The sequence below is a fragment of the Streptomyces shaanxiensis genome, from assembly GCF_039537145.1.
Lineage (GTDB): Bacteria > Actinomycetota > Actinomycetes > Streptomycetales > Streptomycetaceae > Streptomyces > Streptomyces shaanxiensis.
On the sequence record NZ_BAAAZY010000005.1, the window covers coordinates 26606 to 51014 of the forward strand.

General features: G+C 71.2%; 19 protein-coding genes. 6 read left to right on the plus strand and 13 right to left on the minus strand.

Going from position 1 to position 24409, the window contains the following annotated elements; all coding sequences use genetic code 11:
* Nucleotides 1-21: 21 nt before the first annotated feature.
* Complete coding sequence (locus ABD932_RS04960; RefSeq protein WP_345008946.1) at nt 22-849, minus strand: endonuclease/exonuclease/phosphatase family protein; 828 nt, start codon at nt 847-849, stop codon at nt 22-24.
* Nucleotides 850-960: 111 nt separating this feature from the next.
* On the opposite strand from ABD932_RS04960, the gene ABD932_RS04965 reads away from it, so the two are divergent.
* Nucleotides 961-1356, plus strand: coding sequence for a nitroreductase/quinone reductase family protein (locus tag ABD932_RS04965; RefSeq protein WP_345008948.1), 396 nt, complete (start codon nt 961-963; stop codon nt 1354-1356).
* A gap of 15 nt (nt 1357-1371) precedes the next feature.
* Here the strand turns inward: ABD932_RS04965 and ABD932_RS04970 are convergent, their stop codons facing one another.
* The 5 genes from ABD932_RS04970 to ABD932_RS04990 form a co-directional block, all read right to left on the minus strand.
* Nucleotides 1372-2178, minus strand: a complete 807-nt coding sequence (locus ABD932_RS04970) for an alpha/beta fold hydrolase (RefSeq protein ID WP_345008950.1) — start codon at nt 2176-2178, stop codon at nt 1372-1374.
* A 62-nt stretch (nt 2179-2240) separates the two neighbouring features.
* Entirely contained in the window at nt 2241-3704 is a 1464-nt protein-coding gene (locus ABD932_RS04975) for an aldehyde dehydrogenase family protein (protein ID WP_345008952.1), read from the minus strand.
* Nucleotides 3701-5431: an N-acyl-D-amino-acid deacylase family protein gene (locus ABD932_RS04980; RefSeq protein ID WP_345008954.1), complete on the minus strand. Its 1731-nt coding sequence runs from the start codon at nt 5429-5431 to the stop codon at nt 3701-3703. The genes ABD932_RS04975 and ABD932_RS04980 overlap by 4 nt, the downstream gene beginning before the upstream one ends.
* Before the next feature lie 120 nt (nt 5432-5551).
* Nucleotides 5552-6670, minus strand: a complete 1119-nt coding sequence (locus tag ABD932_RS04985) for an LLM class flavin-dependent oxidoreductase (protein ID WP_345008956.1) — start codon at nt 6668-6670, stop codon at nt 5552-5554.
* 122 nt (nt 6671-6792) lie between these two features.
* On the minus strand, nt 6793-7563 hold the full coding sequence (locus ABD932_RS04990; RefSeq protein WP_345008957.1) for an SDR family NAD(P)-dependent oxidoreductase: 771 nt from the start codon (nt 7561-7563) through the stop codon (nt 6793-6795).
* Nucleotides 7564-7739: 176 nt separating this feature from the next.
* Here ABD932_RS04990 and ABD932_RS04995 point away from each other — a divergent pair, with 176 nt between their 5' ends.
* Together ABD932_RS04995 and ABD932_RS05000 are read left to right on the plus strand one after the other, a co-directional pair.
* A complete protein-coding gene (locus ABD932_RS04995) occupies nt 7740-8483 on the plus strand; it encodes a hypothetical protein (RefSeq protein WP_345008959.1) in 744 nt (247 codons plus the stop codon).
* 70 nt (nt 8484-8553) lie between these two features.
* Entirely contained in the window at nt 8554-9345 is a 792-nt protein-coding gene (locus tag ABD932_RS05000; protein WP_345008961.1) for a hypothetical protein, read from the plus strand.
* An 18-nt stretch (nt 9346-9363) separates the two neighbouring features.
* On the opposite strand, the gene ABD932_RS05005 is transcribed toward ABD932_RS05000, so the two are convergent.
* From ABD932_RS05005 to ABD932_RS05015, 3 genes are all read right to left on the minus strand, one after another.
* The gene (locus ABD932_RS05005; protein WP_345008963.1) at nt 9364-9993 is read right to left on the minus strand and encodes a LuxR C-terminal-related transcriptional regulator; all 630 of its coding nucleotides are present in this window, start codon (nt 9991-9993) and stop codon (nt 9364-9366) included.
* Nucleotides 9994-10109: 116 nt separating this feature from the next.
* Nucleotides 10110-11201 (minus strand): glycosyltransferase, encoded by a 1092-nt coding sequence (locus ABD932_RS05010; protein ID WP_345008965.1) that lies wholly within the window; start codon nt 11199-11201, stop codon nt 10110-10112.
* On the minus strand, nt 11198-14095 hold the full coding sequence (locus tag ABD932_RS05015; RefSeq protein ID WP_345008967.1) for a bifunctional glycosyltransferase/CDP-glycerol:glycerophosphate glycerophosphotransferase: 2898 nt from the start codon (nt 14093-14095) through the stop codon (nt 11198-11200). Before ABD932_RS05015 ends, ABD932_RS05010 begins: the two co-directional genes overlap by 4 nt.
* Before the next feature lie 155 nt (nt 14096-14250).
* Between ABD932_RS05015 and ABD932_RS05020 the strand changes: the two genes are divergently transcribed.
* Nucleotides 14251-15174 (plus strand): TIGR03619 family F420-dependent LLM class oxidoreductase, encoded by a 924-nt coding sequence (locus ABD932_RS05020; RefSeq protein ID WP_345008969.1) that lies wholly within the window; start codon nt 14251-14253, stop codon nt 15172-15174.
* A gap of 30 nt (nt 15175-15204) precedes the next feature.
* On the opposite strand, the gene galE is transcribed toward ABD932_RS05020, so the two are convergent.
* From galE to ABD932_RS05035, 3 genes are all read right to left on the minus strand, one after another.
* Nucleotides 15205-16170 carry a UDP-glucose 4-epimerase GalE gene (gene galE, locus ABD932_RS05025; protein ID WP_345008971.1) on the minus strand — a complete coding sequence of 322 codons (966 nt, stop codon included), beginning with the start codon at nt 16168-16170 and terminating at the stop codon, nt 15205-15207.
* Between the two features lie 61 nt (nt 16171-16231).
* Nucleotides 16232-17824, minus strand: a complete 1593-nt coding sequence (locus ABD932_RS05030; protein WP_345008973.1) for a glycosyltransferase — start codon at nt 17822-17824, stop codon at nt 16232-16234.
* 127 nt (nt 17825-17951) lie between these two features.
* Nucleotides 17952-19181, minus strand: a complete 1230-nt coding sequence (locus tag ABD932_RS05035) for an amidohydrolase family protein (protein ID WP_345008974.1) — start codon at nt 19179-19181, stop codon at nt 17952-17954.
* Nucleotides 19182-19366: 185 nt separating this feature from the next.
* Here ABD932_RS05035 and afsR point away from each other — a divergent pair, with 185 nt between their 5' ends.
* Nucleotides 19367-22336, plus strand: coding sequence for an SARP-family global regulator AfsR (gene afsR, locus ABD932_RS05040; RefSeq protein ID WP_345008976.1), 2970 nt, complete (start codon nt 19367-19369; stop codon nt 22334-22336).
* 217 nt (nt 22337-22553) lie between these two features.
* Nucleotides 22554-22751: a regulatory protein AfsS gene (afsS, locus tag ABD932_RS05045; RefSeq protein WP_345008978.1), complete on the plus strand. Its 198-nt coding sequence runs from the start codon at nt 22554-22556 to the stop codon at nt 22749-22751.
* 76 nt (nt 22752-22827) lie between these two features.
* On the opposite strand, the gene ABD932_RS05050 is transcribed toward afsS, so the two are convergent.
* Entirely contained in the window at nt 22828-24393 is a 1566-nt protein-coding gene (locus ABD932_RS05050; protein WP_345008980.1) for a FadD3 family acyl-CoA ligase, read from the minus strand.
* Nucleotides 24394-24409: the final 16 nt, after the last annotated feature.

Consider the following 24409-nt stretch of genomic DNA (forward strand, 5'->3'; position numbering starts at 1 on the left):
AACGGGGGGTGACCGCCGCCGTCAGGGCATCGGCCCATCCCCCAGGTCGGCCACGACCGCCGCGTGGTCGGACGGCCAGACGCCGTCGACCGGGCCGTCTCCCGCCCGCCGTACGCCGCGTACGTGGCCCAGGCCGCCCGTCCCGGGTGGTCCCACGTGGACGTAGTCGATGCGCACGCTCGGCTCCAGGCCGGCCGCGACGTACGGGTTCTCGCGGTCCCAGGTGGCGGAGGGCGCGTGCGGGTCGGCGTACTGCCAGGCGTCGAAGAAGACCTGGCCGGGGACGACCGGCGCGGTGCGGTAGCCGCCGAAGAGGCGGATCTCGTCGGAGTCGGGCCAGGCGTTGAAGTCGCCGGTGACGATCGTCGGGAAGGGCGTGTCGCCGCGGTTCTCGCCGACGAACTCGGCGAGCGCGGTGACCTGGCGGCAGCGTACGGCCGAGGCGTGCAGGGCGGAGGTGAGGTGGGTGGTGAAGAAGGGGATGTCGTAGGAGGGGGTGGCCAGGCGGGTGTAGAGGGCGAGGCGGCCGTCGTCGACGTCGGAGGGGGCGGGGAGGCGCAGGGTGCGCTGGGCGACGACCGGCCAGCGGCTCAGTACCGCGTTTCCGATGTCGACCGTGGGGTCGCCGATCCGGCGGCGCCAGCGCTCGGGGGCGGGCGAGGGGGCCCACGCCCAGTGCATGCCGAGTTCGGCGGCCAGCCACTCGGCCTGGTTCTCCCCGTCGGCGGCCCACACCTCCTGCAGGCCCACGATGTCGGGGCGCAGGTCGCGCAGCTCGGCGAGGATGGCCTTCTGCCGGGCCTCCCAGGGGCCGAAGCGCCACCACAGGTTCCAGGTCACGACCCGCATCGGCAGCCACCCGCTCTCGTCACGCCGCGTCGGGGACCATTGAAGCAACAGTTCGACCGTTCGCGCCGTGACACCAGAACAAGACAGCACGAGACAGGAGACGCACCCACCATGTCCCGCCTCGCCGACCTCAGATTCCGCGCCGCCACCACGTTCCAGCGCCACGTCGGCAATCCGGTCCTCCGCCGCCTCCCCCTCCAGACCGTCCTGGAGACCACGGGCCGCGTCTCCGGCCTGCCCCGGCAGACACCCGTGGGCGGCCGCCGGGTCGGTGACTCCTTCTGGCTGGTCTCGGAGTTCGGCGAGAAGTCGCAGTACGTCCGCAACATCAAGGCCGATCCGCGGGTGCGGGTGCGCGTGCGGGGGCGCTGGCACAACGGCACGGCACAGCTGCTGCCGGACGACGACCCGGTCGCCCGCCTGCGCGGCCTGCCCCGCCTCAACAGCGCCGGGGTGCGGGCGCTCGGCACGAACCTGCTGACGATCCGGGTGGACCTCACCGACTGACGCGGGCGGCGCGGGTCAGCCGGCGGCCGCCCGCTCGGCCAGCCCCGTCACCGACTCCACAACCGCCTCCGGCGCCCGCAGCGTCGGGAAGTGGTCGCAGTCCGGCCGCCGGACCAGCTCGCAGCCGGGGATCCGCGCGGCCATCGCCTCGTTGCAGCGGATCACCTCGGGCTGGTCCTGCTCGCCGAGGAGCAGCGTGCTGGGGAGGTCGAGCTCGCCGAGCCGGTCGAAGGCCGGGGCGCCGGGGGTCTCGTGGCCGTACGTCGTGAACCAGGCGGGAATCGCCGCCCGCAGCAGCGCCTCGGCCTCGGTGTCGGGGTCGGGGCCCGCTCCGCCCCACAGGCGCAGCGCCAGGGCGACGAGGCCGTCCATGTCACCGGCGGTGGCCAGACGTCCGATCTCCTCCATCACCTCCGGCGAATCAAGGCCGTCGTAGCCGTTGACGCCGGGAACCAACAGGCCCAGGGCCGCCACCCGGCCGGGGTCGTTCAGCGCCAGATCGATGACCGTCCTGCCGCCCATGCTGGAGCCGACCAGGACGACCCGATCCAGCTCGTAGTGGTCCAGGACGCTCCTGAGGTCCTCGGCCTGGGTGTAGGAGACGGTGGGCGCCGGTGAACTCCCGAAGCCGCGGGCGTCGTAGCGGATCACCCGGTGGCGTGCGGCCAGGGCGGGCAGTACTGGGTCCCACATGCGGGAGTCCCCGACACCCGCATGCAGCAGCACCAAGGGCGGCCCGGCGACGGCCGCCCCCGCCACCCCGTCCGTCCCCGTGTCGTCCGCCCAGATCTCGCCACCCTTGACCTGCACCATGTGTCCCATACCGGACACTCTGCCCGCCGCCTCCCCCGGCCGACAGCCACCGCCCGGTCATTCCCCGCGTCTCACCCCGGCCACACGATCGCCTGCACCTCGCTGTACGCGTGCAGCGCGTACGACCCGACGTCCCGGCCCACCCCGCTCTTCTTGAAGCCCCCGAACGGCGCTTCCATGTTGCGCCCGACGGTGTTCACCCCCACCCCGCCGGCCCGCAGCCGCCGCGCGACCCGGAAGGCGCGGGCCACGTCGCCGGACCAGACGTAGTCGATCAGGCCGTAGTCCGTGTCGTTGGCGAGGGCGATGCCCTCTTCCTCCTCGTCGAAGGGGATGACGGACACCACCGGCCCGAAGATCTCCTCCCGGGCGACCCGCATGTCGTTGGAGCAGTCCGCGAGCAGAGTCGGCGCGACGTAGAAACCCCGCTCGTGCGGCGGCCGTTCACCCCCGGCCACCACCACCGCGCCCTCCTTGCGGCCCGCCTCCACGTACGACTCCACCCGGTCCCGGTGCTCCGCCGAGATCACCGGCCCGACGATCGTGGACGCCTCGCGCGGGTCCCCGACCGTCAACCGGCGTGCATACGCCGCGAGTTGCTCGACCAGCCGGTCGTACACGCCCCGCTGGGCCAGCACCCGCGTGGGCGCCGTACAGATCTGCCCGCTGTAGAAGGAGAACGTCGTCCCGATCCCGGCCACCGCCGAGGCGAGGTCGGCGTCGTCGAGGACGACGGCCGCGCCCTTTCCGCCGAGCTCCATCAACTGGCGTTTCATGTCCCGTCCGCACGCCTCGGCGATGCGCTGCCCGACGGCCGTGGACCCGGTGAAGCTCACCATGTCGACGTCACGGGAGCCGACGGCCGCCTCACCCACCTCCACCGCCCGCCCGGAGACCACGTTCACCACACCCGCCGGAGCCCCCGCCGCCTCCAGCGCCTCCGCCATCCGGTAGACGGACAGTGGATCCTGCGGGGCGGGCTTCACGACCACGGTGTTGCCCATGGCCAGCGCGGGGGCGATCTTGCCCGCCGGATTGGCCCAGGGATTGTTGTACGAGGTGATGCAGGTGACGACCCCGACGGGCTGCCGCACGGCCAGCGCGCCCATCACGCCAGCCTTCCCCATCGGGCCTGCCTCGTTGATCTGCGGCGGGATCGCCCACTCGGCGGGCTCCACGCGCGCGTACCGCCGGAACCGGGCGGCCCCGACGCCCACCTGCATGCCGCGGGCCGTCCCCGTGGTCGCGCCGGTCTCGGCCTGGGCCAGTTCGGCGTACGGCGCGAGGTGGCCCTGGATGATGTCCGCCGCCCGCGCCAGTAGGGCCGCCCGCTCCTCGGGCGCGGTACGCGACCACGGCCCGAAGGCCTCGCGGGCCGCGGCACAGGCCGCGTGCACCTGATCCCGCGAGGCCTCCGGAGCCCATCCGACGGTCTCCTCGGACGCCGGATCGATCACGGCGTAGTACCCGCCGTCCGGCTCCACCCACGAGCCCCCGACGAACAACCGCTGCCGATCGACCGCCTTGAAGCTCACCGTGTGGCCACCGTCCTGGTGTCCCGCCCCGAACGCAGCACCCGCCCCGGCACGGCCCCGGTCACCACGTCGTCGCGGATCGCCTCGACCCCGTTGACCCACACGGCCCGCACCCCGATCGCCTTGGAGTCCAGCCGCGGACTGTCACCCGGCAGGTCGTGCACCAGGGTGGCCGTACCGGCGTCGATCCGCTCCGGATCGAAGAGCACGAGGTCGGCATGGAAGCCCTCCGCCACCCGCCCCCGCTCCCGCAGCCCGAAGAGCCGCGCGGGGTCGTCCGTCAGCATCTTGACGGCCTGCTCCAGGCTCGTGAGCCGGCGCCCGCGCAGACAGTCCCCGATGAACCGCGTCGTGTACGGCGCCCCGCACATCCGGTCCAGATGCGCCCCCGCGTCCGAGCCGCCCAGCATGACGTCCTCGTGCTGCCAGGCCTCGGCGCGCAGCGCCCAGGACGCGGGGTCGTTGTCGGTGGGCATGGGCCAAAGGACCGTACGCAGATCGTCGGCGGCGCAGATCTCCACCAGGCACTGGAAGGGTTCGAGCCCGCGCTCCTCGGCGATGTCCTCCACGACCCGCCCGCTCAGGCCGCGGTTGGCCTCGCTGTAGGTGTCGCCGATGACGTACCGCCCGAAGTTGGTCAGCCGCCGGAAGACCCCCGCCTCCTTGGACCCGGCGTGCCGCAGCAGCTCCGCCCGCACGTCCGGGTCCCGCAGCCGGGCGATCCGCTCGGGCACGGGCAGCCCCAGGACCGGTCCCCACCCGGGAATCAGGTTCAGCGCGCAGAAGGTGCCCAGCGACATGTTCATCGGCGTGAGGATCGGCATGGTCAGCGCCACGACCCGCCCGCCCGCCTTGCGCGCCCGCTCACTCGCCAGCAACTGCCGGGGCACCCGCTCGGGCACCGCCGAGTCGATGGTCAGCACGTTCCAGTTGAGCGGCCGCCCGGCAGCGGCGCTCATCTCCGCGAACAGCTCGATCTCGGCATCGCTGAACTGATCCAGACACCCGGCGACGATCGCCTCGATCTGCGTCCCCTCGTGCTCCCCGACGGCCCGCGAGAGCGCCAGCAGCTCCGCCGGGCCGGCGTGCCGCGAGGCGACCGGCTTCCCGTCCCCGTCGGAGTGGGTGGACGACTGGGTGGTGGAGAAGCCCCAGGCGCCGGCGTCCATGGCGTCGTGCAACAGCCATACGATCTCGCCGAGTTGCTCCTCACTCGGCTGCCCTCCGACCGCGTCCGCCCCCATCACGTACCGCCGCAGCGCACAGTGCCCCACCATGAACCCGGCGTTGACGGCGATCCGCCCCTCGAGGGCATCCAGATACTCACCGAAGGAGTTCCAGCTCCAAGGAGCCCCCTCCTCGAGCGAGACCAGGGACATCCCCTCCACCTTGGACATCATGCGGCGCGTGTAGTCGGCGTCCTCCGGCCGGGCGGGATTGAGCGGCGCCAGCGTGAAGCCGCAGTTCCCGCCGGCGACGGTCGTCACCCCGTGGTTGAGGGACGGGGTCGCGTACGGATCCCAGAAGAGCTGGGCGTCGTAGTGCGTGTGGGGGTCGACGAAGCCGGGGGCGAGGACGAGGCCGGAGGCGTCCTCGCTGGTCCGGGATTCCTCGGTGAAAGTGCCGATGACGGCGATACGGCCGTCGCGTATCCCCACGTCGGCGATGTATGCCGGAGCGCCCGTCCCGTCGACGACGGTCGCCCCTTTGATGAGGTGATCGAGCATGACGTCAACTCCTCAACTCACGTGCGGGATGTGCCGTTCAGGGGCGCGGGGCCGTATCGATTTGCGGCTCCGCCGCGTGTGCGCGACCAGCCCTCACGAACCCGCAGCCGCCGACGGCGATCAAGCAGCACTCCGGAACCGCGAAGTCCGATGAACAGGATCCGTATCGATCTTCGGAATCACGTGCTCCCCGATCATCCGAATCGTCTGCAACGTCTCCTCCTTCGGCACCCCCACCGGCAACCCGAAACTCAACTGATCGGCCCCGGCCTGCTCCCACCGCTTGCACTGCCGCAGCACCTCGTCCGGATCCCCGCAGATCACCAGCTCCTCCTCGATCAGGAGCTCGACGAACTCCTCGGTGTACTCCGGCAGCGTCTCCGGCCACACCGGAAAGCCCTCGGGCCGCGGGAAGGTGTCGTGGTACCGGAACACGAGCGACGGCAGATAGTGCAATCCCCCGCTCGCCGCGATCCGCACGGCCTCCTCATGCGTGGGCGCGCATATGGCGGTCGTCGTCACCATCACGTTGTCGTTGACGAAGTCCCCCACCGGCTCCGCGTCCACGATCGCCGTCTTGTACTGCTCCAGCACCCACTCCATGTCGGCGACCTTCTGCACGCTGAACCCGAGCACCCCGAGCCCCTTCTTCGCCGCCATGGCGTACGACGGCGGGGACCCGGCCGCGTACCACATCGCCGGATGCGACTTCCCGTACGGCTTCGGCAGGACCTTGCGCGGCGGCAGCTGCCAGTGCTTGCCCTGGAAGCCGACGTACTCGTCCTGGAGCCACATCTTGGGGAACTCGGCGATGGTCTCTTCCCAGATCTCCTTGGTGTAGTTCATGTCGGTGATGCCGGGCAGGAACCCGAGGATCTCGTGCGACCCGGCGCCCCGCCCGCTGCCGAACTCGAACCGGTTGCCGGTGAGATGGTCGAGCATGGCGACCTTCTCGGCGACCTTCACGGGGTGGTTGACCTGGGCGAGGGGGTTGAAGATCCCGGACCCCAGGTGGATCCGCTCGGTCGCGTGGGCCAGATAGCCCAGGTAGACGTCGTTGGCCGAGAGGTGCGAGTACTCCTCCAGGAAGTGGTGCTCGGAGGCCCACGCGTACTTGAAGCCGGACTTGTCCGCCTGGATGACGTACTCGGTCTCCTCCATCAGCGCCTTGTGCTCGGCGAGCGGGTCGGTCTCGGCGCGCTTGCCCACGTATCCCTGTACAAAGAGCCCGAATTCCAAGGAGGTTCACCGTCCCCACGTCTGTTTCTGACATACCGTCAGATTCACTTGCCGCCGACTGTGGCACCGCCCACGTGGACCGTCAATAGCTGACCGCACGTCAGATGATGGCGGGACGAAGGTCAGATGACGCTCACCCCGGCCAGCCAGCCGCCGTCGATCACGAACGGCTGTCCGGTGATGTACGAGGAGTCGTCCGAGGTCAGGAAGAGTGCGAGCCGCGCCACCTCCTCGGGCCGCCCGATCCGCCCCAGCGGCACGAGCTTGCGGTACAGCTCGTCGAGGGCGCGGCTCATCCCCTCCACGTCCGCGTTCGGGTCCAGCTGCGCCGGGTTGGACATCGCGGTGTCGATCGCGCCCGGGCATATCGCGTTGACCCGGATGTTGCGCGGCGCCAGCTCCAGCGCGGCGACGCGGGTGAGGCCGAGGATGGCGTGCTTGGTGGCGGCGTACGTCCCCACGGCCGCCATGCCCGTCACGGCCGTGTAGGAGGCGGTGTTGACGATCGTGCCACCGTCCTCCATCTCGGGCGCCACGGTCTTGATGCCGAGGAAGCACCCGACCTGGTTGACCCGCACGACCTGCATGAACTCGTCGAGGGGCGTGTCGACGAGGGAGTTGAAGCGCAGGATGCCGGCGTTGTTGACGAGCCCGTCGACGCGGCCGTACGCCTGCCGCGCGGCGGCCACGCCGGCCCGCCAGTCCGCCTCCTCGCCCACGTCGAGATGGACGTACAGCGCGCCGATCTCCTCGGCGAGCGCCCGTCCCTGTTCGTCGAGTACGTCGGCCACGACGACCTTCGCACCCTCGGCGGCGAAGAGGCGCGCTTCCTGCTCCCCCTGTCCGCGCGCCGCCCCGGTGATGATGACGACCTGTCCGTCGAGCTTGCCCATTACGGTCCCCTTCGCACGGTGGACACGGTGAACTCCGCATCGTAGCGCCATACCTGACGATGCGTCAGATGCCCGTCCTGCAAGCCCTGGCCGTTGCTGAGGCGAATCTCACGTGACTCACAAGTAGGGATGTTTGACCCTGTCGGGGCCGGTCAAGGGAATCCAAAATCCTGCTCATGGCCAAGAGAAGACTGAGGAACAGGAAGATCAGGATCGTCGCTGTCGGGTCGGCGATCGTGACCGGCGGAGCCGTCGCCACCGTACTGCTGCCGTCGGCGAACGCCGCCGAGGAGAAGACGCCCGAGCAGATCATGTCGCTCTGCCAGCGGGCCGAGGTGCTCAACGGAAAGCAGCAGTCCATTTTCGATTTCGGCGGCCACCCGATCGCCGGCCCGAGTTTCGGGTCCGACAACTGCGATTTCGTCGAGACGAAGTTCGAGACCTTCGACGGGCCGGCCGAAAAGGCCTCCATCGACTTCCCGAACTGCGAACCGAACGCCACCGAACCGGCGAAGGTGTCGATCACCTGGTCGGCGACTGCCGCGCAGGGACAGGGCAAGTACACCGTCACTCAACAGGGCGGCGGCGGAGGTCTCTTCGGTGCCCTGAGCGGATCCTGGCTCAAGCACAAGGGCACCCTCGACATGACCGTGAAGTCGGCGACCGCCGGTGACACGGAGCAGCGTGAAGTGCCGGTCGGCAAGGTGCTCCACATGGAGTTCACACCGAAGCTGCAGCGCATGACCGGCGAATGGCGCGTACGCATCGACGCCGACCCCGGCGGCTTCGCCACGAACCCCTCGCCCGAGCAGAACTTCGTGGCACCGGAGGTCGTCGAGGGCCCGGTCGTCCTGCCGGGCGCCGCGGGTGCTCCGGGTGTCGTGGACGGCACCTCCAAGGCCGTACTGACCGACTGCTGATCGACTGCTGGTCGGCTGCTGACCGACTGCTGACCGAGCACCGCCCCTCTTTCCCCCACAGGAGAACCCCATGACACGCGCCGGCCGCAAGAGAAGCCACCGGAGCAAGAAGAAGCGCCTCACCCTCGCCCTGGCCCCGCTGGCGGCCGTCGCGGTGGCCGTTCCGCTGATGAACCCGGCGGGTGCCGCCACCCCTTCCGAAGTGACCGCCGACTGCTCGGCGGACTCCGACAAGCTGGAGAACTGCGAGTTCGTCGACGTCCAGTTCAAGCGGAACAACCTCGGGCCCAATCAGCGGGTCTCCGCGGTGACCGACAACTGCGGATCGACGAGTACCGCCTCGAAGACCTTCAATGTGAGCGCGTCCGTCACCCGGACCATCCAGCTGGAGGACGGTTTCACCGCGGGGGCCGACACCAAGCTCGGCAATTCCTTCTTCGAGATCGGCGTGAAGTTCAGCACCTCGGAGATCAACATCACGCGTGACGACAAGACGACCACTCTGGCGTTCAGCAGGACGGACACCGTACAGGCGGACAGCATCGGCTTCTTCATGTGGTCCGCGAAGCGCACCGACGTGAGCGGCTTTTTGAAGGCCACGTACAAGGAGGCCCAGGACGGCCAGAAGGTGTTCTTCTCGCCGAGCGAGGGCGCCGCGAGCGTGCACGTCTTCTATCCGCAGATCCTGAACAACGGCACCCCCGACGGGCGTCTGTGGCTGCGCAATGTGAAGTGCGGGACCCCGGAGGCCGCGGGACTGCGGAATTCCACGCGGGCCCTCAGGTCGGAACCGGCATTCGGTGAGGGCGGCGAGAACGTCACCGACGTGGAAGTCCCGCTGTCGGAGATTCCGGCACCGTAGTCACGGAGATCACTGTTCTCAGGTGCGAAGCGCGGGCGCGGCTCCCAGCCATCGCAGGACCGCGTCCGTCCTTCCGCGTGCGTCCAGCTTGGCGTAGATGTTGCTGAGGTTGTTGCGGACGGTCTTCTCGCTCAGGCGTAATCGCAGCCCGATCTCCTGCGCGCCCAGGCCGGTCGACAGCAGCTCCATGATCTGCCGCTCGCGCGGTGACAGCGGCGCCCGCAGTCGCTCCATCACCTCACCGCCGGCCTGCCCCCGCAGGGCGCCTTCCCGCAGGGCGGCGCAGGCCGCCGGGGAGAGGTAGGTGTGCCCGACGCCGGCGCCCACGACGGCCGAGGACAGCATGCAGGTGCAGTAGTCGCCCTCGACGAGATAGCCGGCCCCGCCGCGGAACACCTCGACGATGGTCTCGGTGTCCCTGCGAGGGCTGATCACGATCACGGGGACGTCGGCGGCCGACAGACCGGCGAGGGCGTCCACCGGGTCGTCGCAGCACAGGACGACGGCATCCGTGCCCTCGGGCACCCGGAAGGGCGGGTCCAGCCGCACGACGCGGCCCACGTACGGATCGTCGCGGGCCGGCCAGTCGTGCGGCCACTCGGTGCCGGAGCAGGCGAGGGCGACGGAGAGTCGCTGGGAGGATCGCACTTCACGTGTCCTTCCGCCGGAGCCATGACGTCCGTACGTTCGTACATACGCGAACCGGCGTGGACATGTTCAAAGTTCAAGCTCCGGAGTTCCGCACAACGGAGGTGATGTGCCGCCTACCTCTCCAGGAAGCCGAACAGCGCTTCCCACCTCTCGGCGATCTCCTGCGCCCCGTACCGCCGGATGTTCTCCCGCGCCGCCTCCCCCATCCGGTCCCGCAGCCCCGCGTCCGACATCAGCAGGTCCAGTTTGCGGGCGAGTTCGCCGGTGTTGCCGGGGGCGGCGAGGAGGCCGTCCTCTCCGTCGTGGACGATCTCGTGGACGCCGGGAGCGCAGTCGAAGGCGGCGCAGGGGACGCCCATGGCCATGGCCTCCATGAGCGCGAGGGGGAAGCCCTCGCTCCGGGAGGACAGCGCGAACACCGAGCCGCCCCGCAATGCGCCCGGCACATCGCCGGTACGGCCCAGCCACGCCACCGAGTCGTCGAGGCCGAGAGCGGTGCACTGCTTGCGCAGGATCTCCTCGTCCTCCCCGGAGCCGTAGACCTTCAGGACCCAGTCGGGGTGCCGGGGGGCGACCTCGGACCAGGTGTCGAGGAGCATGTCGACGCCCTTCTCGTCGCTGAGCCGGCCGATGCTGACGACGGCCTTCGCGGTGCGCGGCGAGGGCTCGTCCGGCAGCCAGGGCACGGCGTTCGGCAGGAACGAGGCGTTGTTGAGGCCCGCGCCGATCCACAGGTCGGCGTCCTCGCGGGTGAGGACGAGCATGCGGTCGACGTCCCGGTAGTGCCGCAGGACCCGCTGGAAGCGCGAGGACCGTTTCGAGGCCTCGAAGGACTCGTGGCTCATCCCGATGACGGTCAGACCGGTCGTGTCGGCGAGCTTCACCCACTCCATCGCCCACACCTGGGTGACGATGACGACCGCACCGGGGCGGGCGGCGCGGAACAGGCCCGTCAGCACGGTGGCCCGCTCCCGCATGCTCGCGTCCCGTGCCCGGCCGGGGCTCGGGGGCTGGCCGTCGTACAGCCGGGTGGTGGGGTAGGGGAGCTCGCCGAGGTCGTGCGGGTCGTCGGGGGTGGTGATGCCGATGACGTGCACGCGGTGGCCGCGCTCGGTGAAGAGCCGGGCCATCTGATGCGACCAGCTGGTCACCCCGCCCAGTTCGTCCACGCTGTTGGAGACCAGGAAGATGTCCCGCCCCGTCATGCCTTCCTCCACTCGGCGAAGAACTCCTCGACGATGTCCCGCGCGGCCGTGCCCTTGTCGTACTCGCCGAAGTCGGCCACGAACCGCTCCCGCTCCGCCGCGTACTTGACCGTCTGCTCCGCCAGCGACGACTCCCGCAGTACGGAGGTCAGCTCGTCCTCCGTGCGGACGACCGGGCCCGGTGCCCGTTCCAGCAGGTCGAAGTAGGTGCCGCGGCCCGTGTGCACGTACTCCTCGTAGTCGTACGGGAAGAAGAGCATCGGCCGGTCCAGCAGGGCGTAGTCGAACATCACCGACGAGTAGTCCGTGATCAGTGCGTCGGCGACGGCGAGGAGGGGGGTCACGTCGTGGTGGTCCGACACGTCGATGACGCGGCCTCGTACGGACGGCGGGAGGACGACGTGGTTGAGGTAGTGCGCGCGGACGAGGAGGACGTACCGGTCGCCGAACTCCTCCGCGAAGCGCTCCACGTCGAAGGGCAGCTCGAAGCGCCGCCCGCCGTGCTGCCGGAAGGTGGGCGCGTACAGCAGCACCTTCTTGTCGGCCGGGATGCCCAACTCGGCTGCCAGCGGCGGGCGTTCAGCCGATTCGCGGGCCCGCACGAGTTCGTCGTTGCGCGGGTAGCCCACCCGTAGCAGCGCCTTCTCCCGGAGCCGGAAGGCGCGGGCGAGGGTGCGGACGTCGTGCTCGGAGCGGACCAGGAAGTGGTCGAAGCGGTCCAGGGAGCGCTGCTGCTCCGCCTGCTCGGGCCGGGACTTGAGCTTCCAGCCGGGTTCGTCGAAGCCCATCCGCTTGAGCGCGGAGCCGTGCCAGGTCTGGATGTACGTCGTCCCCGGGCGCTTGGTCAGCTTCAGCGGGTAGCTCTGGTTGTCGATCCAGTACTCGGCGCGGGCCAGCGCCCTGAGGTAGGGCAGCGACCAGCGGCGCACCGGCGTGGCATCGGCGGGGAAGCCCTTCGGGCTGCCCGTGTACGACCACACCGCCTCGAAGTCGAGCCCCTGGCGGCGCATCTCCTCGTAGATCGCCCGAGGGCTGTCGCTGTACTGCCGGCCCAGATGGCTCTCGAAGACCACCAGGCGCTTGTGCACCGGCATGCGCAGGAACAGGTCGTGATAGAGGCGGAGCTTGGTGTCTCCGGAGGTGGCCTTCTTGCGCAGCGCCTTCGCCTTGCGGTAGCCGGTCTTGGCCAGGCGGCCGGGGGCGCCCTGCAGGCCACGGGTGACGACGGCGTTCGCCTTCTTGTCGGGGACCAGGCGGAAGGCGAGGTGGCCTCGCGCGGACACCTGCGGCTCGATCCGGTCGGCGACGAGCCGGGTGAGGCGGGGGCGCACCGGCACCTCGCCGGAGGCCAGACCGGACCGGGCTGCGGTGAGGCGCGTCGTCGTGCGCTCGCCGTCGACGTCCAGGTGGAGGCGTACGTCCCAGACGGCGTCCACGATGCCGAGCGGGCGCAGGCCCTTCGTCAGGTCCGCCGAGGCCTCCCAGGACACGTGTGCGCCCTCGTGCCGGACGGTCCCCACCGGGAAGCGGAAGGTCTGGAGGCGTACGCCCTGCCGGCGGGCGTAGAACTCCAGCTCGGCGGTCAGCCGGGCGCCGGGCGGGACGACACCGAGGGGGTTGGTGACGCGGCCCGCGAGCCGGACGGCACCGCTGCCCGCCTCGTGCCGGTACTCGGTCAGTTCGTTGCGCAGGAACAGCTTGCCGACCGGCCGGGCGTGGTAGCCGAGCGCGGTGACGTCCAGGACCCGGCGGGCGAAGGGGTCCTCGTCGATGTGCTCGGCGCACCAGTAGACGCGCCCGTCGCGCTCGGCGAGCGGGGCGGAGACCTTGTCGCGGTTGGTGAGCGTGTCCACGGCGGGCAGCAGGTTGTCCCAGTCGCTCATCCGCAGCAGATACGCGCAGATCGCGTGGATCGGCTCGACCTCGTCGTAGGCGGCCGGGTCGATGGAGGCCAGGTAGGTGCGGGCGAGGGCGGCGAACTCCTGGCGGTAGACGGCGTCCCGCATGGGCAGGTCGCGCAGGTGCAGCACCAGGTCGTGCTTGAGGAACTTGACGTCCTTGCGGAACTTCAGCTCGGGCAGGCCGTTGTCGGCGAGCAGCCGGTCGACCCGGCGGTGCATCTCCATGCGGTGCGCGAAGTTGGCGATCTCGGCCCGCCGGTTGCTGATCGACTTGGTGCCGGCCTTCTCGACCACGTTCCAGTCGTAGACCCGGTTCGGTATGAGCGTGATGCGGCGGGCCGCCGTGTACGCCCGGGCGGAGAAGAGCAGGTCCTCGTAGTGGATGCCGACGGGGAAGTCCAGGCCGCTGTCGACCAGGAACTCCCGGCGGTAGCACTTGTTGGTCGACAGGGTGTCGTAGACCAGCAGGTCAGGCAGCTCGGCGATGGAGTCGAGGGTGCGGGTGCGGGCGTACAGCCACGGGTACCACCTGACCTCCTTGCGGTGGCGCGAGTCGACGTGGACGCGGACACAGAGGCCGGAGACGAGGTCGGCGCCGGTGGTCTCGGCCGCGTCCAGGAAGTTGCGGCAGGCGTCGCGCTCCAGGACGTCGTCGCTGTCGAGGAAGAGGACGTAGTCGCCGCGGGTCTTCAGGATGCCGTGGTTGCGGGGTGCGCCGCAGCCGCCGCTGTTCTCGGGGAGCCGGTACGCCCGTACCCGGTCGGGGTGCTCCGCGGCGAGACGGCGGGCCACCTCGTACGAGCCGTCCGTGCTGTGATCGTCGACGATCACGACCTCGACACCGCGCAGCGTCTGCTCCAGCACGGAGCGTACGGCCGTGGGCAGCCTGGCCTCGTCGTTGTAGACGATCACGACGACGGACATGGCGACGTCGGGCACGGCGACGTCGGATATGGAGGGTCGCTGATCCGCGTCCACCTTCACCCCATTCATCCCTGTTTCCACCCTGTGAGCGCGATGATCCGCTTGAGGGTCACTTCAGAAGATGTCAATGGCGACGCCCGGGTTGCCTGACGGACCGTCAGCTACGACGATGTAGTCCGCGTCAGTCCACCTGCCGGACCTCGACCGCGAACGAAGGGGGCACCATGCCGGCCCTGTCGTATGGCATCCAACTCCCCGTCCAGTCGCAGAGCACGATCTACGCCGAACCCTGGGAGGCCGCGGCCGGCCCCGAGGACCTCCTCGCCGTCGCCCGCGCCGCCGACCGCGCAGGCTTCGCCTACCTCGCGAGCTGCGACCACGTCGGCATCCCGCGCCGCCTGGCGTCCGCGATGAGCACGGTCTGGTACGACCCGGTCGCCACGCTGGCCTTCCTGGCGGCGGCCACCGAACGTGTACGGCTGCTCACGCACGTCGCCGTGACGGGGCTGCGGCATCCGCTGCTCGGTGCCAAGCAGTACGCCACCCTCGACCACCTCAGCGGCGGCCGGCTGATCCTCGGGGTCGGGGCCGGTCATGTGCGGGAGGAGTTCGAGGCGCTGGGGGTCGACTTCGAGCGGCGCGGGTTCGTCCTTGACGAGTCGATCGACGCCCTGCGGGCCGCCCTCGGGTCGGACGAGTTCCCCGAACACCACGGCAAGCTCTACGACTTCGAGGGGCTCGGCCAACGCCCGCGGCCCGCTCAGGACCGTGTCCCGGTCTGGGTCGGCGGGTCGTCGCCGGCCGCCGTGCGCAGGGCCGCGCTCAAGGCGGACGGGTGGCTGCCGCAGGGCGATCCCCGGGACCGGCTGCCCGCGCAGATCGCCCGGATCCGGCGGCTCAGGCAGGAGGCCGGCATCGAGGGGCCGTACGTCATGGGCGCCATCGTCGAGCCCCTGTACGTCGGCACGCCCACCTGGGACGTCGGCCGCCGGACGCTCACCGGGCCGCCGGACGCCCTCGCCGAGTCCCTCCGCGCCTACCGCGCGATGGGGGTGGACCAGATCCAGGTGCGGTTCCGGAGCCGGAGCCGCACTGAACTCACCGACCAGATCGGGGCGTTCGGGGCGGAGGTGGGGGTCCTGCTGTAGAGCCCTCGGGGTGCGACCGCGCAGGACGGCTCAGTTCCAGCCCGCCCAAGCCGACGAGATCATGTCGTCCACCCCGTACCGCGCCTTCCAGCCCAGCTCCGCCATGCTGCGGTCGGCCGAGGCGACGACCCGGGCGGGGTCGCCCGGCCGCCGGTCCACGACCACGGGGGCCAGGGCGTGGCCGGTGAGCGCGGTGATCCGGTCGATCATCTCGCGCACCGAGACGCCCTCACCGCGCCCGATGTTGAGCGTGAGGTCCGTGCCCGGCGCCTCGCGCAGGCGCCGCGCGGTCGCCACATGGGCCTCGGCCAGGTCGACGACGTGGATGTAGTCGCGGACGCAGGTGCCGTCGGGGGTCGGGTGGTCGGCGCCGAAGATGCGCGGCGGGGCGCCCTCGGTGAGCTTCTCGAAGACCATGGGGACGAGGTTGAAGACGCCGGTGTCGGCCAGTTCGGGGGTGGCCGCGCCGGCCACGTTGAAGTAGCGCAGCGAGGCCGTCGACAGACCGGTGGCCCGGCCCGTGGCCCGGACCAGCCACTCGCCGGCCAGCTTCGTCTCGCCGTACGGCGACATCGGCGCGCACGGCGTCTCCTCCGTCACCAGGGCGTCATCTCGCGCGGCGTCCGGCATGCCGTAGACGGCGGCCGACGAGGAGAAGACGAACGACGCGACCCCGGCGTCCGTGACCGCGGACAGCAGGGTGCGCAGGCCCTCGACGTTCTCCCGGTAGTAGTGCAGCGGCAGTTCGACGGACTCGCCGACCTGCTTCTTCGCCGCGAGGTGGACGACGCCGGTGATCCCCTGGTCCCGGATGACGCGTCCGAGCCGCTCACCGTCCAGCGTGGAGCCGACGACCAACGGCACGTCCTCGGGCACGCGCTCGGCGACGCCCGTGGACAGGTCGTCGTAGACGACGGTTCGTTCGCCCGCGTCGAGCATCGCGCGCACGACATGCGCCCCGATGTAGCCGGCGCCGCCGGTGATCAGCCAAGTCATGGACGAACTGTTCCTTCCCGGGTAGGTGATGTCGCGGGTGCGTGCGAGGGGGGTCGCGCAGTCAGCGGAAGAGGCGCTTGACGCGGCGGTTCACGACGTCGGCCAGGCCACGCCAGCCGGGCGCGAGCCGCACCGCGAGCGCCCCCGAGTGGGTGGCGTACGGCTGCACCAGCAGCACACCGTGGCGCGCGCTCGGCAGTGCGCTCCGGCGCAGCAGCCCGGCGCCCGCGACCGCGTGGGCGGTGGTCTCCCGGTGCGTGCCGTCCTTGAAGCACAGCCGCAGCCGCAGGTCCCAGGTGCCGCGGCCGAGCGCCGCCAGGTCCAGGGGGAACTCGGCCGACCAGGTGTCGGAGACCGAGTCGGCCGCGAGGGGCGCCGTACCGGCGAATCCCACCCGCCCGCTCTCCCGCTCCGCGAACTGCGCCTGAACGCTCTGCGGCCCCGCGTCCGCCATCCGCCCGTACAGCTCGTGCAGGCGCAGCCGGAGCGCCGTCCCGCGTACACGGGGCCGCAGTTCGGCGTCGACGGCGGCGGGCAGCAGGTGCACCGGGCGGACCAGGAGGTGGTCCAGCTCCACCTGGGGAAGGTCCGCCGACCAGACCGGGCAGCCGTCGTCGGCGCGCGCGTACGGCGGGTTCAGCCGGGCCGGGCGGGCCGCGATCTCCCTGAGCCGGCCCACGTCGCGCGGCTCCTCGGCGGCCAGCACCACCCGGGCGACGACGCTGCCGGGCGAGGGCGACGCCGCGAAGTCGCCCTCGTCGAAGGAGGCCAGGTACGCGCGCGTGAGGGTCCACCACTCGCGCCGGTACTCCGCGTCGCGCTGTCCCAGCTCGCGCGCGTACATGCGCAGCGAGTGGTCGAGGAAGCGCGCCCTGGCGGCCCGCGCCAGCCGCTTCTCCCCGGAGCCGGACAGGATGTCGTACGACAGCTGCTCGGCCTCGATCCGGGCCCGCCAGTTGGAGATGCCCGACCGATCGAGGGAGATGGACAGCCGGTCCGCCGACCGGCGCACGTGCCAGACGTACACCGGCTCCGGGACGATCGCGACGCGGGGCCCGGCGGCCAGCACCCGTGCGGTGAACACGAAGTCCTCGTACGGGAAGGCCCCCTCGGGGAAGCGGATCGCCCGCTCGCGCAGGAACGCGGTGCGGTAGAGCTTGTTGACGCAGAGCGTGTCGTGGACCAGGCGCACCCGCCGCGCGGGGTGGGTGACCAGGGTGCGCCTGGTGTACACCTTGGGCTGCCAGGGGGTCTCGCGCCCGGACGGCAGCTCCTTGCGCAGGCACAGCCCGGCCGCGACCGGGGCGTCGTCGTCCAGGGCGGCGCCCAGCAGCGCGTCGACGGCGCCCAGCGGCAACAGGTCGTCACTGTCCAGGAACATCACATACGGCGAGGTGGCGGCGTTCAGTCCGTCGTTGCGGGGGGTGCCGCAGCCGCCGCTGTTGGTCGGGCGGCGGATCACCTTCAGGCGCGGTTCCTCGGCGGCCAGGCGTTCCAGCAGCTCCCCGCTGCCGTCCGTCGAGCAGTCGTCGACGGCGATCACCTCGCGGACGGCCGGCCCCTGCGCCAGCGCCGAGCGCACCGCGTCCGCCACATGGGCGGCGTCGTCGTAGCCGATGACGACGACGGTGACCTGCGCGCGCTGAAGAGCCATGTCTGCCCCGACCGAAGTGTGGTATGTGCCGATTTCTCACTTACGAGATGCTTCGCACCTCGGCCGGGAAGACGGTGCCTCTGGGGTCGGGGTTCCGTTCAGAAGTCCTTGATTACGTTTTGATTGCCTACCGCCCGGACCACAGCCCCTCCCGCGTCAGCCCCAGCAGCTCGATGGCGTTGCCGCGCACGATCCGCTCGACGACCTCCGCGTCCAGGTGCCCCATCTGCGCCTCGCCGACCTCGCGGGACTTCGGCCAGGTCGAGTCGGAGTGGGGGTAGTCGGTCTCGTACAGGACGTTCCCGACCCCGATCGCGTCCAGGTTCCTGAGCCCGAAGGCGTCGTCGAAGAAGCAGCCGTACACGTGGTCGGCGAACAGCTCGGACGGCGGCCGGTGCACCTTCTCAGCGACCCCGCCCCAGCCGCGGTTCTCCTCCCACACGACGTCGGCGCGCTCCAGGATGTACGGGATCCAGCCGATCTGGCCCTCCGCGTACATGACCTTGAGGTTCGGGAAGCGCTCGAACTTGCCGCTCATCAGCCAGTCGACCATCGAGAAGCAGCAGTTGGCGAAGGTGATGGTGGAGCCGACGGCGGGCGGCGCGTCGGCGGAGGTGGAGGGCATCCGGCTGGAGGAGCCGATGTGCATGGCGACCACCGTGCCGGTCTCGTCGCAGGCGGCGAGGAAGGGGTCCCAGGCGTCGGTGTGCACGGAGGGGAGCCCGAGGTGCGGGGGTATCTCGGAGAAGGCGACGGCGCGCACGCCCCGTGCCGCGTTGCGGCGGACCTCGGCGGCGGCCAGCTCGGCGTCCCAGAGCGGGATGAGGGTGAGCGGGATGAGCCGGCCCCGCGCGTCCGGGCCGCACCACTCCTCCACCATCCAGTCGTTGTAGGCCTGCACGCACAGCAGCCCCAGCTCGTGATCCTGGGCCTCGGTGAAGGTCTGGCCGCAGAAGCGGGGGAAGGTCGGGAAGCAGAGGGCGGACTGGACGTGGTTGACGTCCATGTCGGCGAGCCGGGCGGGGACGTCGTACGAACCGGGGCGCATCTGCTCGTAGGTGATGACCTCCAGCTTGATCTCGTCCCTGCTGTAGCCGACGGCGGTGTCGAGGCGGGTGATCGGCCGGTGCAGGTCCTCGTACACCCACCAGTCGCCGATCGGACCGTCGTCGCCCGGCCGGCCCATGACCGGCTTGAACCGCCCGCCCAGGAAGGTCATTTCCTTCAGTGGCGCCCGGACTATGCGCGGACCGACGTCCTGGTACTTCTTCGGGAGCCGGTCCTGCCAGACGGTCGGCGGCTCCACCGTGTGGTCGTCGACGGAGATGATCAGGGGAAACGTCGTCTCGGTGTCCATGGCGCTCACGGTAGCGCCGATCTGACGGTCCGTCAGCTACGCGGGAGGGGCACCGTCATGCGGAGACCGCGTGAGGGCCTTGTGATATCCCGCGCGTCTACCTGTGATCAGCCCTTCCACAGCTGACGCATCAGCCGGAACAAGGCAAACTGGCGTGGATGTAAACGGGTCCTAGGGGGACTGCGATGGACGGGGTACCGCGAGTGCCGGAGCAGAGGCGTCCCGGCTCCTCGACAGATGCGGCGGAGCCTGCGGCGGCGCTGCGCTTCAGCGTGCTCGGTCCGGTACGCGCGTGGCGCGGGGACGAGCGGCTCTCCACCGGCTCCCCCCAGCAACGCGCCCTGCTCGCGGCCCTGCTGCTGCGCGAGGGCCGTACGGCGACCGCGGCGGAGCTGATCGACGCCCTGTGGGGCGAGGAGCCGCCCTCGCAGGCGCTGGCGGCGGTCCGGACGTACGCCTCCCGGCTGCGGAAGGTGCTCGACCCCCAGGTCCTGGTGAGCGAGTCGGGCGGCTACGCGGTGCGGGGCCTGGCCGAGGGCACGCTGGACCTGGCGGTGGCGCAGGAGCTGGCGACGGAGGCGGAGAAGGCGCGCGGCGCCGGGGATCTGTGCCATGCCCGGGAGGTGCTCGGGCGGGCGCTGGCGCTGTGGGACGGCGAGGCACTGGCGGGGATCCCGGGGCCGTACGCGGAGGCTCAGCGGGTCCGGCTGGAGGAGTGGCGGCTCCAACTGCTGGAGTCCCGCCTCGACATGGACCTGGAGCAGGGCTGCCACGCCGAGGCGGTCTCGGAGCTGACGGCGCTGACCGCGGAACACCCGCTGCGCGAGCGGCTGCGGGAGCTGCTGATGCTCGCGCTGTACCGCAGCGGGCGGCAAGCGGAGGCGCTGGCGGTGTACGCGGACACGCGGCGCCTGCTGGCGGACGAGCTGGGCGTGGACCCGCGCCCGGGCCTCAAGGAGCTCCAGCAGCGGATCCTGCAGGCGGACCCCGGCCTCGCGGAACCGTCGGCACCGGCCGCGGAGCCGACGGTGGTCCCGGTGCGCCCGGCGCAACTTCCGGCGAGCGTCCCCGACTTCACGGGGCGCTCCGCCTTCGTACGTGAGCTGAGCGAAGTCCTGGCGGCGGCCTCCGCCGCCGAGGGCCGGGTGATGGCGGTGTCCGCGCTGGCCGGCATCGGCGGGGTGGGCAAGACGACGCTGGCGGTGCACGTGGCCCACCAGGCGCGGTCGGCCTTCCCCGACGGGCAGCTCTACGTCGACCTGCAGGGCGCCGGCCCGCGGCCGGCGGAACCGGAGACGGTCCTGGGCTCCTTCCTGCGCGCGCTGGGCACCGCGGACTCGGCGATCCCGGACTCGCTGGAGGAGCGGGCCGCACTGTACCGCTCGCTCCTGGACGGCCGCCGGATCCTGGTCCTGCTGGACAACGCCCGCGACGCCGCCCAGGTACGCCCGCTGCTGCCGGGCATGGAGGGCTGCGCGGCGCTGGTGACGTCCCGGGTGCGGATGGTGGATCTCGCCGGGGCGCATCTGGTCGACCTGGACGTGATGTCCCCGGACGAGGCGCTGTCCCTCTTCACGAAGATCGTGGGTGAGGAACGGGTCGCGTCCGAGCGGGAGGCCGCGCTGGACGTGGTCGCCGCGTGCGGCTTCCTGCCGCTGGCCATCCGCATCGCCGCGTCCCGGCTGGCGGCCCGCCGCACCTGGACGGTGTCCGTGCTCGCCGCCAAGCTCGCCGACGAGCGGCGCCGGCTGGACGAGCTCCAGGCCGGCGACCTCGCGGTGAAGGCGACCTTCGAGCTGGGGTACGGCGCCATGGAGCCGGCCCAGGCCCGGGCGTTCCGGCTGCTGGGGCTGGCGGACGGGCCGGACATCTCGCTCGCGGCCGCCGCGGCCGTACTGGATCTGCCGCCGGAGGACACCGAGGAACTGCTGGAGTCCCTCGTCGACACCTCGCTGCTGGAGTCGGCGGCGCCCGGGCGCTATCGGTACCACGATCTGGTCCGGCTCTACGCGCGTGCGTGCGCGGAGCGGGACGAGCAGCCGCCCGGCGAGAGGGACGAGGCGTTGTCGCGGTTGCTGGACTTCTATCTGGCGACGACCGCGCAGGTGTACGCGATCGAGCACGGCGAGGACCGGCTCACCGACCACCTGGAGCCCACCCGCTATCCGGGGCTGCGCTTCACCGAGGCGGCGGCGGCCCTCGACTGGCTGTACACGGAGGCCGGGCAACTGCTGGCCTGCGTACGGCAGGCGGCGGGGACGGAGCGGCTGCGGCGGGCCGTCGATCTGCTCTGGGCGGCGAAGGACCTGACCGAGTCGGGCGCCAACTCGCATCAGTACGAGATGACGGCGAGGGCCACCTGTGAGGCCACCCGGGTCGCGGGCCACGAACGGGCGGAGGGCAGGGCCCGCACGGTGCTCAGTGATGTGCTGCTGGTATCCGGCCGGGTCCAGCAGTCGGAGCAGGAGGCGCGTGTCGCCATGGAGCTCGCGGCGCGCGCGCAGGACTCCATCGCCGTCAGCTGGGTCGCCAACAACCGAGGGCTCATCTGCCTGCACGAGAGCCGGTTCGCCGACGGCAAGGTCTTCTTCGACCAGGCCCTCGAAGGTCTGCGGGCGGCGGGGAACCGGCTGTTCGAGGCGACCGTCCTCGGCAATCTGTCCCGTGCCCACCTCGGTATGGGCAACATCGCGAAGGCCGTGGAGATCGCGCAGCGCGGTCTCGCCGTGCACACCGCGGTCGGCCGGACCGTGCGCCTGGCCAACGGCCACTTCCAGCTGGGTGTCGCGCTGACCCGGGCGGGCCGTTCCACCGAGGCGCTGAGCCAGTTCTCCGACGCGCTCGGCCTCTTCAACGACCATCGGCAGCGGCTGTGGGAGGGCGTCACCCACTTCCGTATCGCCGAGGTGCACGCGGCCGACCGCCGCCCGGCGCAGGCCGCCCAGCATGCCGAACAGGCTCTCGCGCTGGGCTGCATCGGCGGTGACCGGATGCAGGGCAACGTCCTGACGCTGCTGGGGCGTTCGCTGGCGGCACTCGGTCAGGCGGACCGGGCGCGCGCATGCTGGCGTGAGGCGCTCAACCTCTACGAGCAGAACGGCTCGCCGGAGGCCGAGGAGGTGCGCGTCCTGCTCACGTCGGCCGCGGCGGCTTAGCAGGCGGGCTCCCCAGCTGGGGATTTCGGGCGTTCAGCGTTCGTTTATCTCCGCCCTACAGACTCATACCCAGTCGGACCGTCGCCACGGGGGGCAGGCAGTTCGACGCGGAGCCCGGCCGGTTAGCCTGCGGCTCCGGACGCCCGTCCGGCAATACTCGGGGGAGTTACCGGGCGGGCGTTCCTCACTCATCACCGAAAAAGAGGAACACGAGCCCATGAGCGACCAGAAGAAGGACGAGACCGTCTCTCCGGACAACAACTCCATGCCCAGCGAGCCCGTTGCGGAGGAGACGATCACCACGCTGAACAACTCCATGCCGAGCGAGCCGGCCAAGGTCAAGGGCGAGACGATCACGACGCTCAACAACTCCATGCCGGCCGGGCCCGCCGCTCTGGACCTGGACGACAAGTAGGCCTCATCCCACGGGGATCGGCCGCGGCGGCTCGGAGGGGAAGCTGCCGCGGCCGAGGCATGTCCGGGGTGGCTGGTCACCCCCTCCCGCGCAACTCCCCCTTGACCACCTTGCCGCCGGCGTTCCGCGGCAACTCCCCCAGGAACTCCACCTCCCGCGGCACCTTGTAGTTCGCCATCTCCCGGCGTGCCCAGGCGATCAGGTCGTCCCCGGTGAGCACCGCTCCCGGCCGGCGCACCACGTACGCCTTGCCGACCTCGCCCAGCCGTGCGTCCGGTACGCCGATCACCGCCACGTCGGCCACCTCGGGGTGCAGCCCCAGGACCTGCTCTATTTCCGCCGGGTACGCGTTGAAGCCGCCGACGATGAACATGTCCTTGATGCGGTCGGTGATGCGCAGACAGCCGTCGGCGTCGAGCACCCCGACGTCCCCCGTCCGCAGCCAGCCGTCCGGCGTCAGCACCTCCGCCGTGGCCGCCGCGTCCTCGTAGTAGCCCCGCATGACGTTGAAGCCGCGGACCAGGACCTCGCCGGGCTCGCCGAGCGGGGCCTCGACGCGAACCTCCGTGCCGGGGATCGCGCGGCCCGAGGTCGAGGCGATGACCGTCGGGGCGTCGCCGCGCCGGCACATCGTGACGATGCCGCTGGCCTCGGAGAGGCCGTACGCGGTCAGGACCGTCTCCACGCCCAGCTCCCCGCGCAGCCGTTCCACCAGCCGCAACGGCACCACCGCCGCCCCCGTCACCACGAGCCGCAGCGCGGAGAGGTCGTGCGCGTCCCGAGCCGGGTGGTCGAGGAGCGACTGGTGCAGGGTCGGCGGGCCCGGCAGCACCGAGACCCGTTCCGCCGCGATGTTCGCCAGGGCCGTGCTCACGTTGAACACCGGCTGGGGGATCATCGTCGCGCCCCGCATCAGACAGGCGATCACCCCGGCCTTGTAGCCGAAGGTGTGGAAGAAGGGGTTCACGATCAGATAGCGGTCGCCCTGCCGCAGGCCCGCCAGATCGCTCCACACCTCGTACGCCCGCAGCGTCTGCGCGTGGGTGATCACCGCGCCCTTCGGGCGGCCCGTCGTCCCGGACGTGAAGACGATGTCCGACGGCCAGGAGCCGTCCACGGACTCGGCCCGCGCCCGCACCTCCGCCTCGCCCACCCCGTCCCCGCTCGCCAGGAAGTCCTTCCAGGTACGGAAGTCCGCCGGGGCGTCGTCCGACAGCACCACCACCTGTTCCAGGTCCGGCAGAGCGGGCCCCTCCGCGACCGCCCGCCGCAGCGACGCCACGTACGACGTCCCCAGGAACGTGCCCGTCACGAACAGCAGCCGCGCCCCACTGCGCCGCAGCACGTCGGCCGCCTCCCCGCCCTTGAAGCGGGTGTTGAGCGGCACCAGCACCGCGCCCGCCGACACCGCGCCCAGCGCCGCCACGATCCAGTCGAGCGTGTTCGGCGCCCAGACGGCGACCCGGTCGCCGGGCTCGATCCCGTTCGCCATGCAGGCCGCCGCCGAGCGCTCGACGCGGGCGCCCAGTTCGGCGTACGAGATCCTCGTGCGGCCCTCCACCACCGCCTCGGCGTCCGCGTACCGCTCGGCCGCGGTCCGGACGAGTTCCGGGATGCTGCCCCACTCCAGATCACCGCGCACAGTACGCCTCCCAACC

Coding starts and splice junctions, on each gene's coding strand:
- ABD932_RS04970 (WP_345008950.1), bottom strand. CDS start 2,178: ATGGGACACATGGTGCAGGTCAAGGGTGGCGAGATCTGGGCGGACGAC.
- galE (WP_345008971.1), bottom strand. CDS start 16,170: ATGACTTGGCTGATCACCGGCGGCGCCGGCTACATCGGGGCGCATGTC.
- ABD932_RS04995 (WP_345008959.1), top strand. CDS start 7,740: ATGGCCAAGAGAAGACTGAGGAACAGGAAGATCAGGATCGTCGCTGTC.
- ABD932_RS05035 (WP_345008974.1), bottom strand. CDS start 19,181: ATGGACACCGAGACGACGTTTCCCCTGATCATCTCCGTCGACGACCAC.
- ABD932_RS04990 (WP_345008957.1), bottom strand. CDS start 7,563: ATGGGCAAGCTCGACGGACAGGTCGTCATCATCACCGGGGCGGCGCGC.
- ABD932_RS04965 (WP_345008948.1), top strand. CDS start 961: ATGTCCCGCCTCGCCGACCTCAGATTCCGCGCCGCCACCACGTTCCAG.
- ABD932_RS05020 (WP_345008969.1), top strand. CDS start 14,251: ATGCCGGCCCTGTCGTATGGCATCCAACTCCCCGTCCAGTCGCAGAGC.
- ABD932_RS05015 (WP_345008967.1), bottom strand. CDS start 14,095: ATGAATGGGGTGAAGGTGGACGCGGATCAGCGACCCTCCATATCCGAC.
- ABD932_RS05030 (WP_345008973.1), bottom strand. CDS start 17,824: ATGGCTCTTCAGCGCGCGCAGGTCACCGTCGTCGTCATCGGCTACGAC.
- ABD932_RS04980 (WP_345008954.1), bottom strand. CDS start 5,431: ATGCTCGATCACCTCATCAAAGGGGCGACCGTCGTCGACGGGACGGGC.
- afsR (WP_345008976.1), top strand. CDS start 19,367: ATGGACGGGGTACCGCGAGTGCCGGAGCAGAGGCGTCCCGGCTCCTCG.
- ABD932_RS05010 (WP_345008965.1), bottom strand. CDS start 11,201: ATGACGGGGCGGGACATCTTCCTGGTCTCCAACAGCGTGGACGAACTG.
- ABD932_RS04960 (WP_345008946.1), bottom strand. CDS start 849: ATGCGGGTCGTGACCTGGAACCTGTGGTGGCGCTTCGGCCCCTGGGAG.
- afsS (WP_345008978.1), top strand. CDS start 22,554: ATGAGCGACCAGAAGAAGGACGAGACCGTCTCTCCGGACAACAACTCC.
- ABD932_RS05000 (WP_345008961.1), top strand. CDS start 8,554: ATGACACGCGCCGGCCGCAAGAGAAGCCACCGGAGCAAGAAGAAGCGC.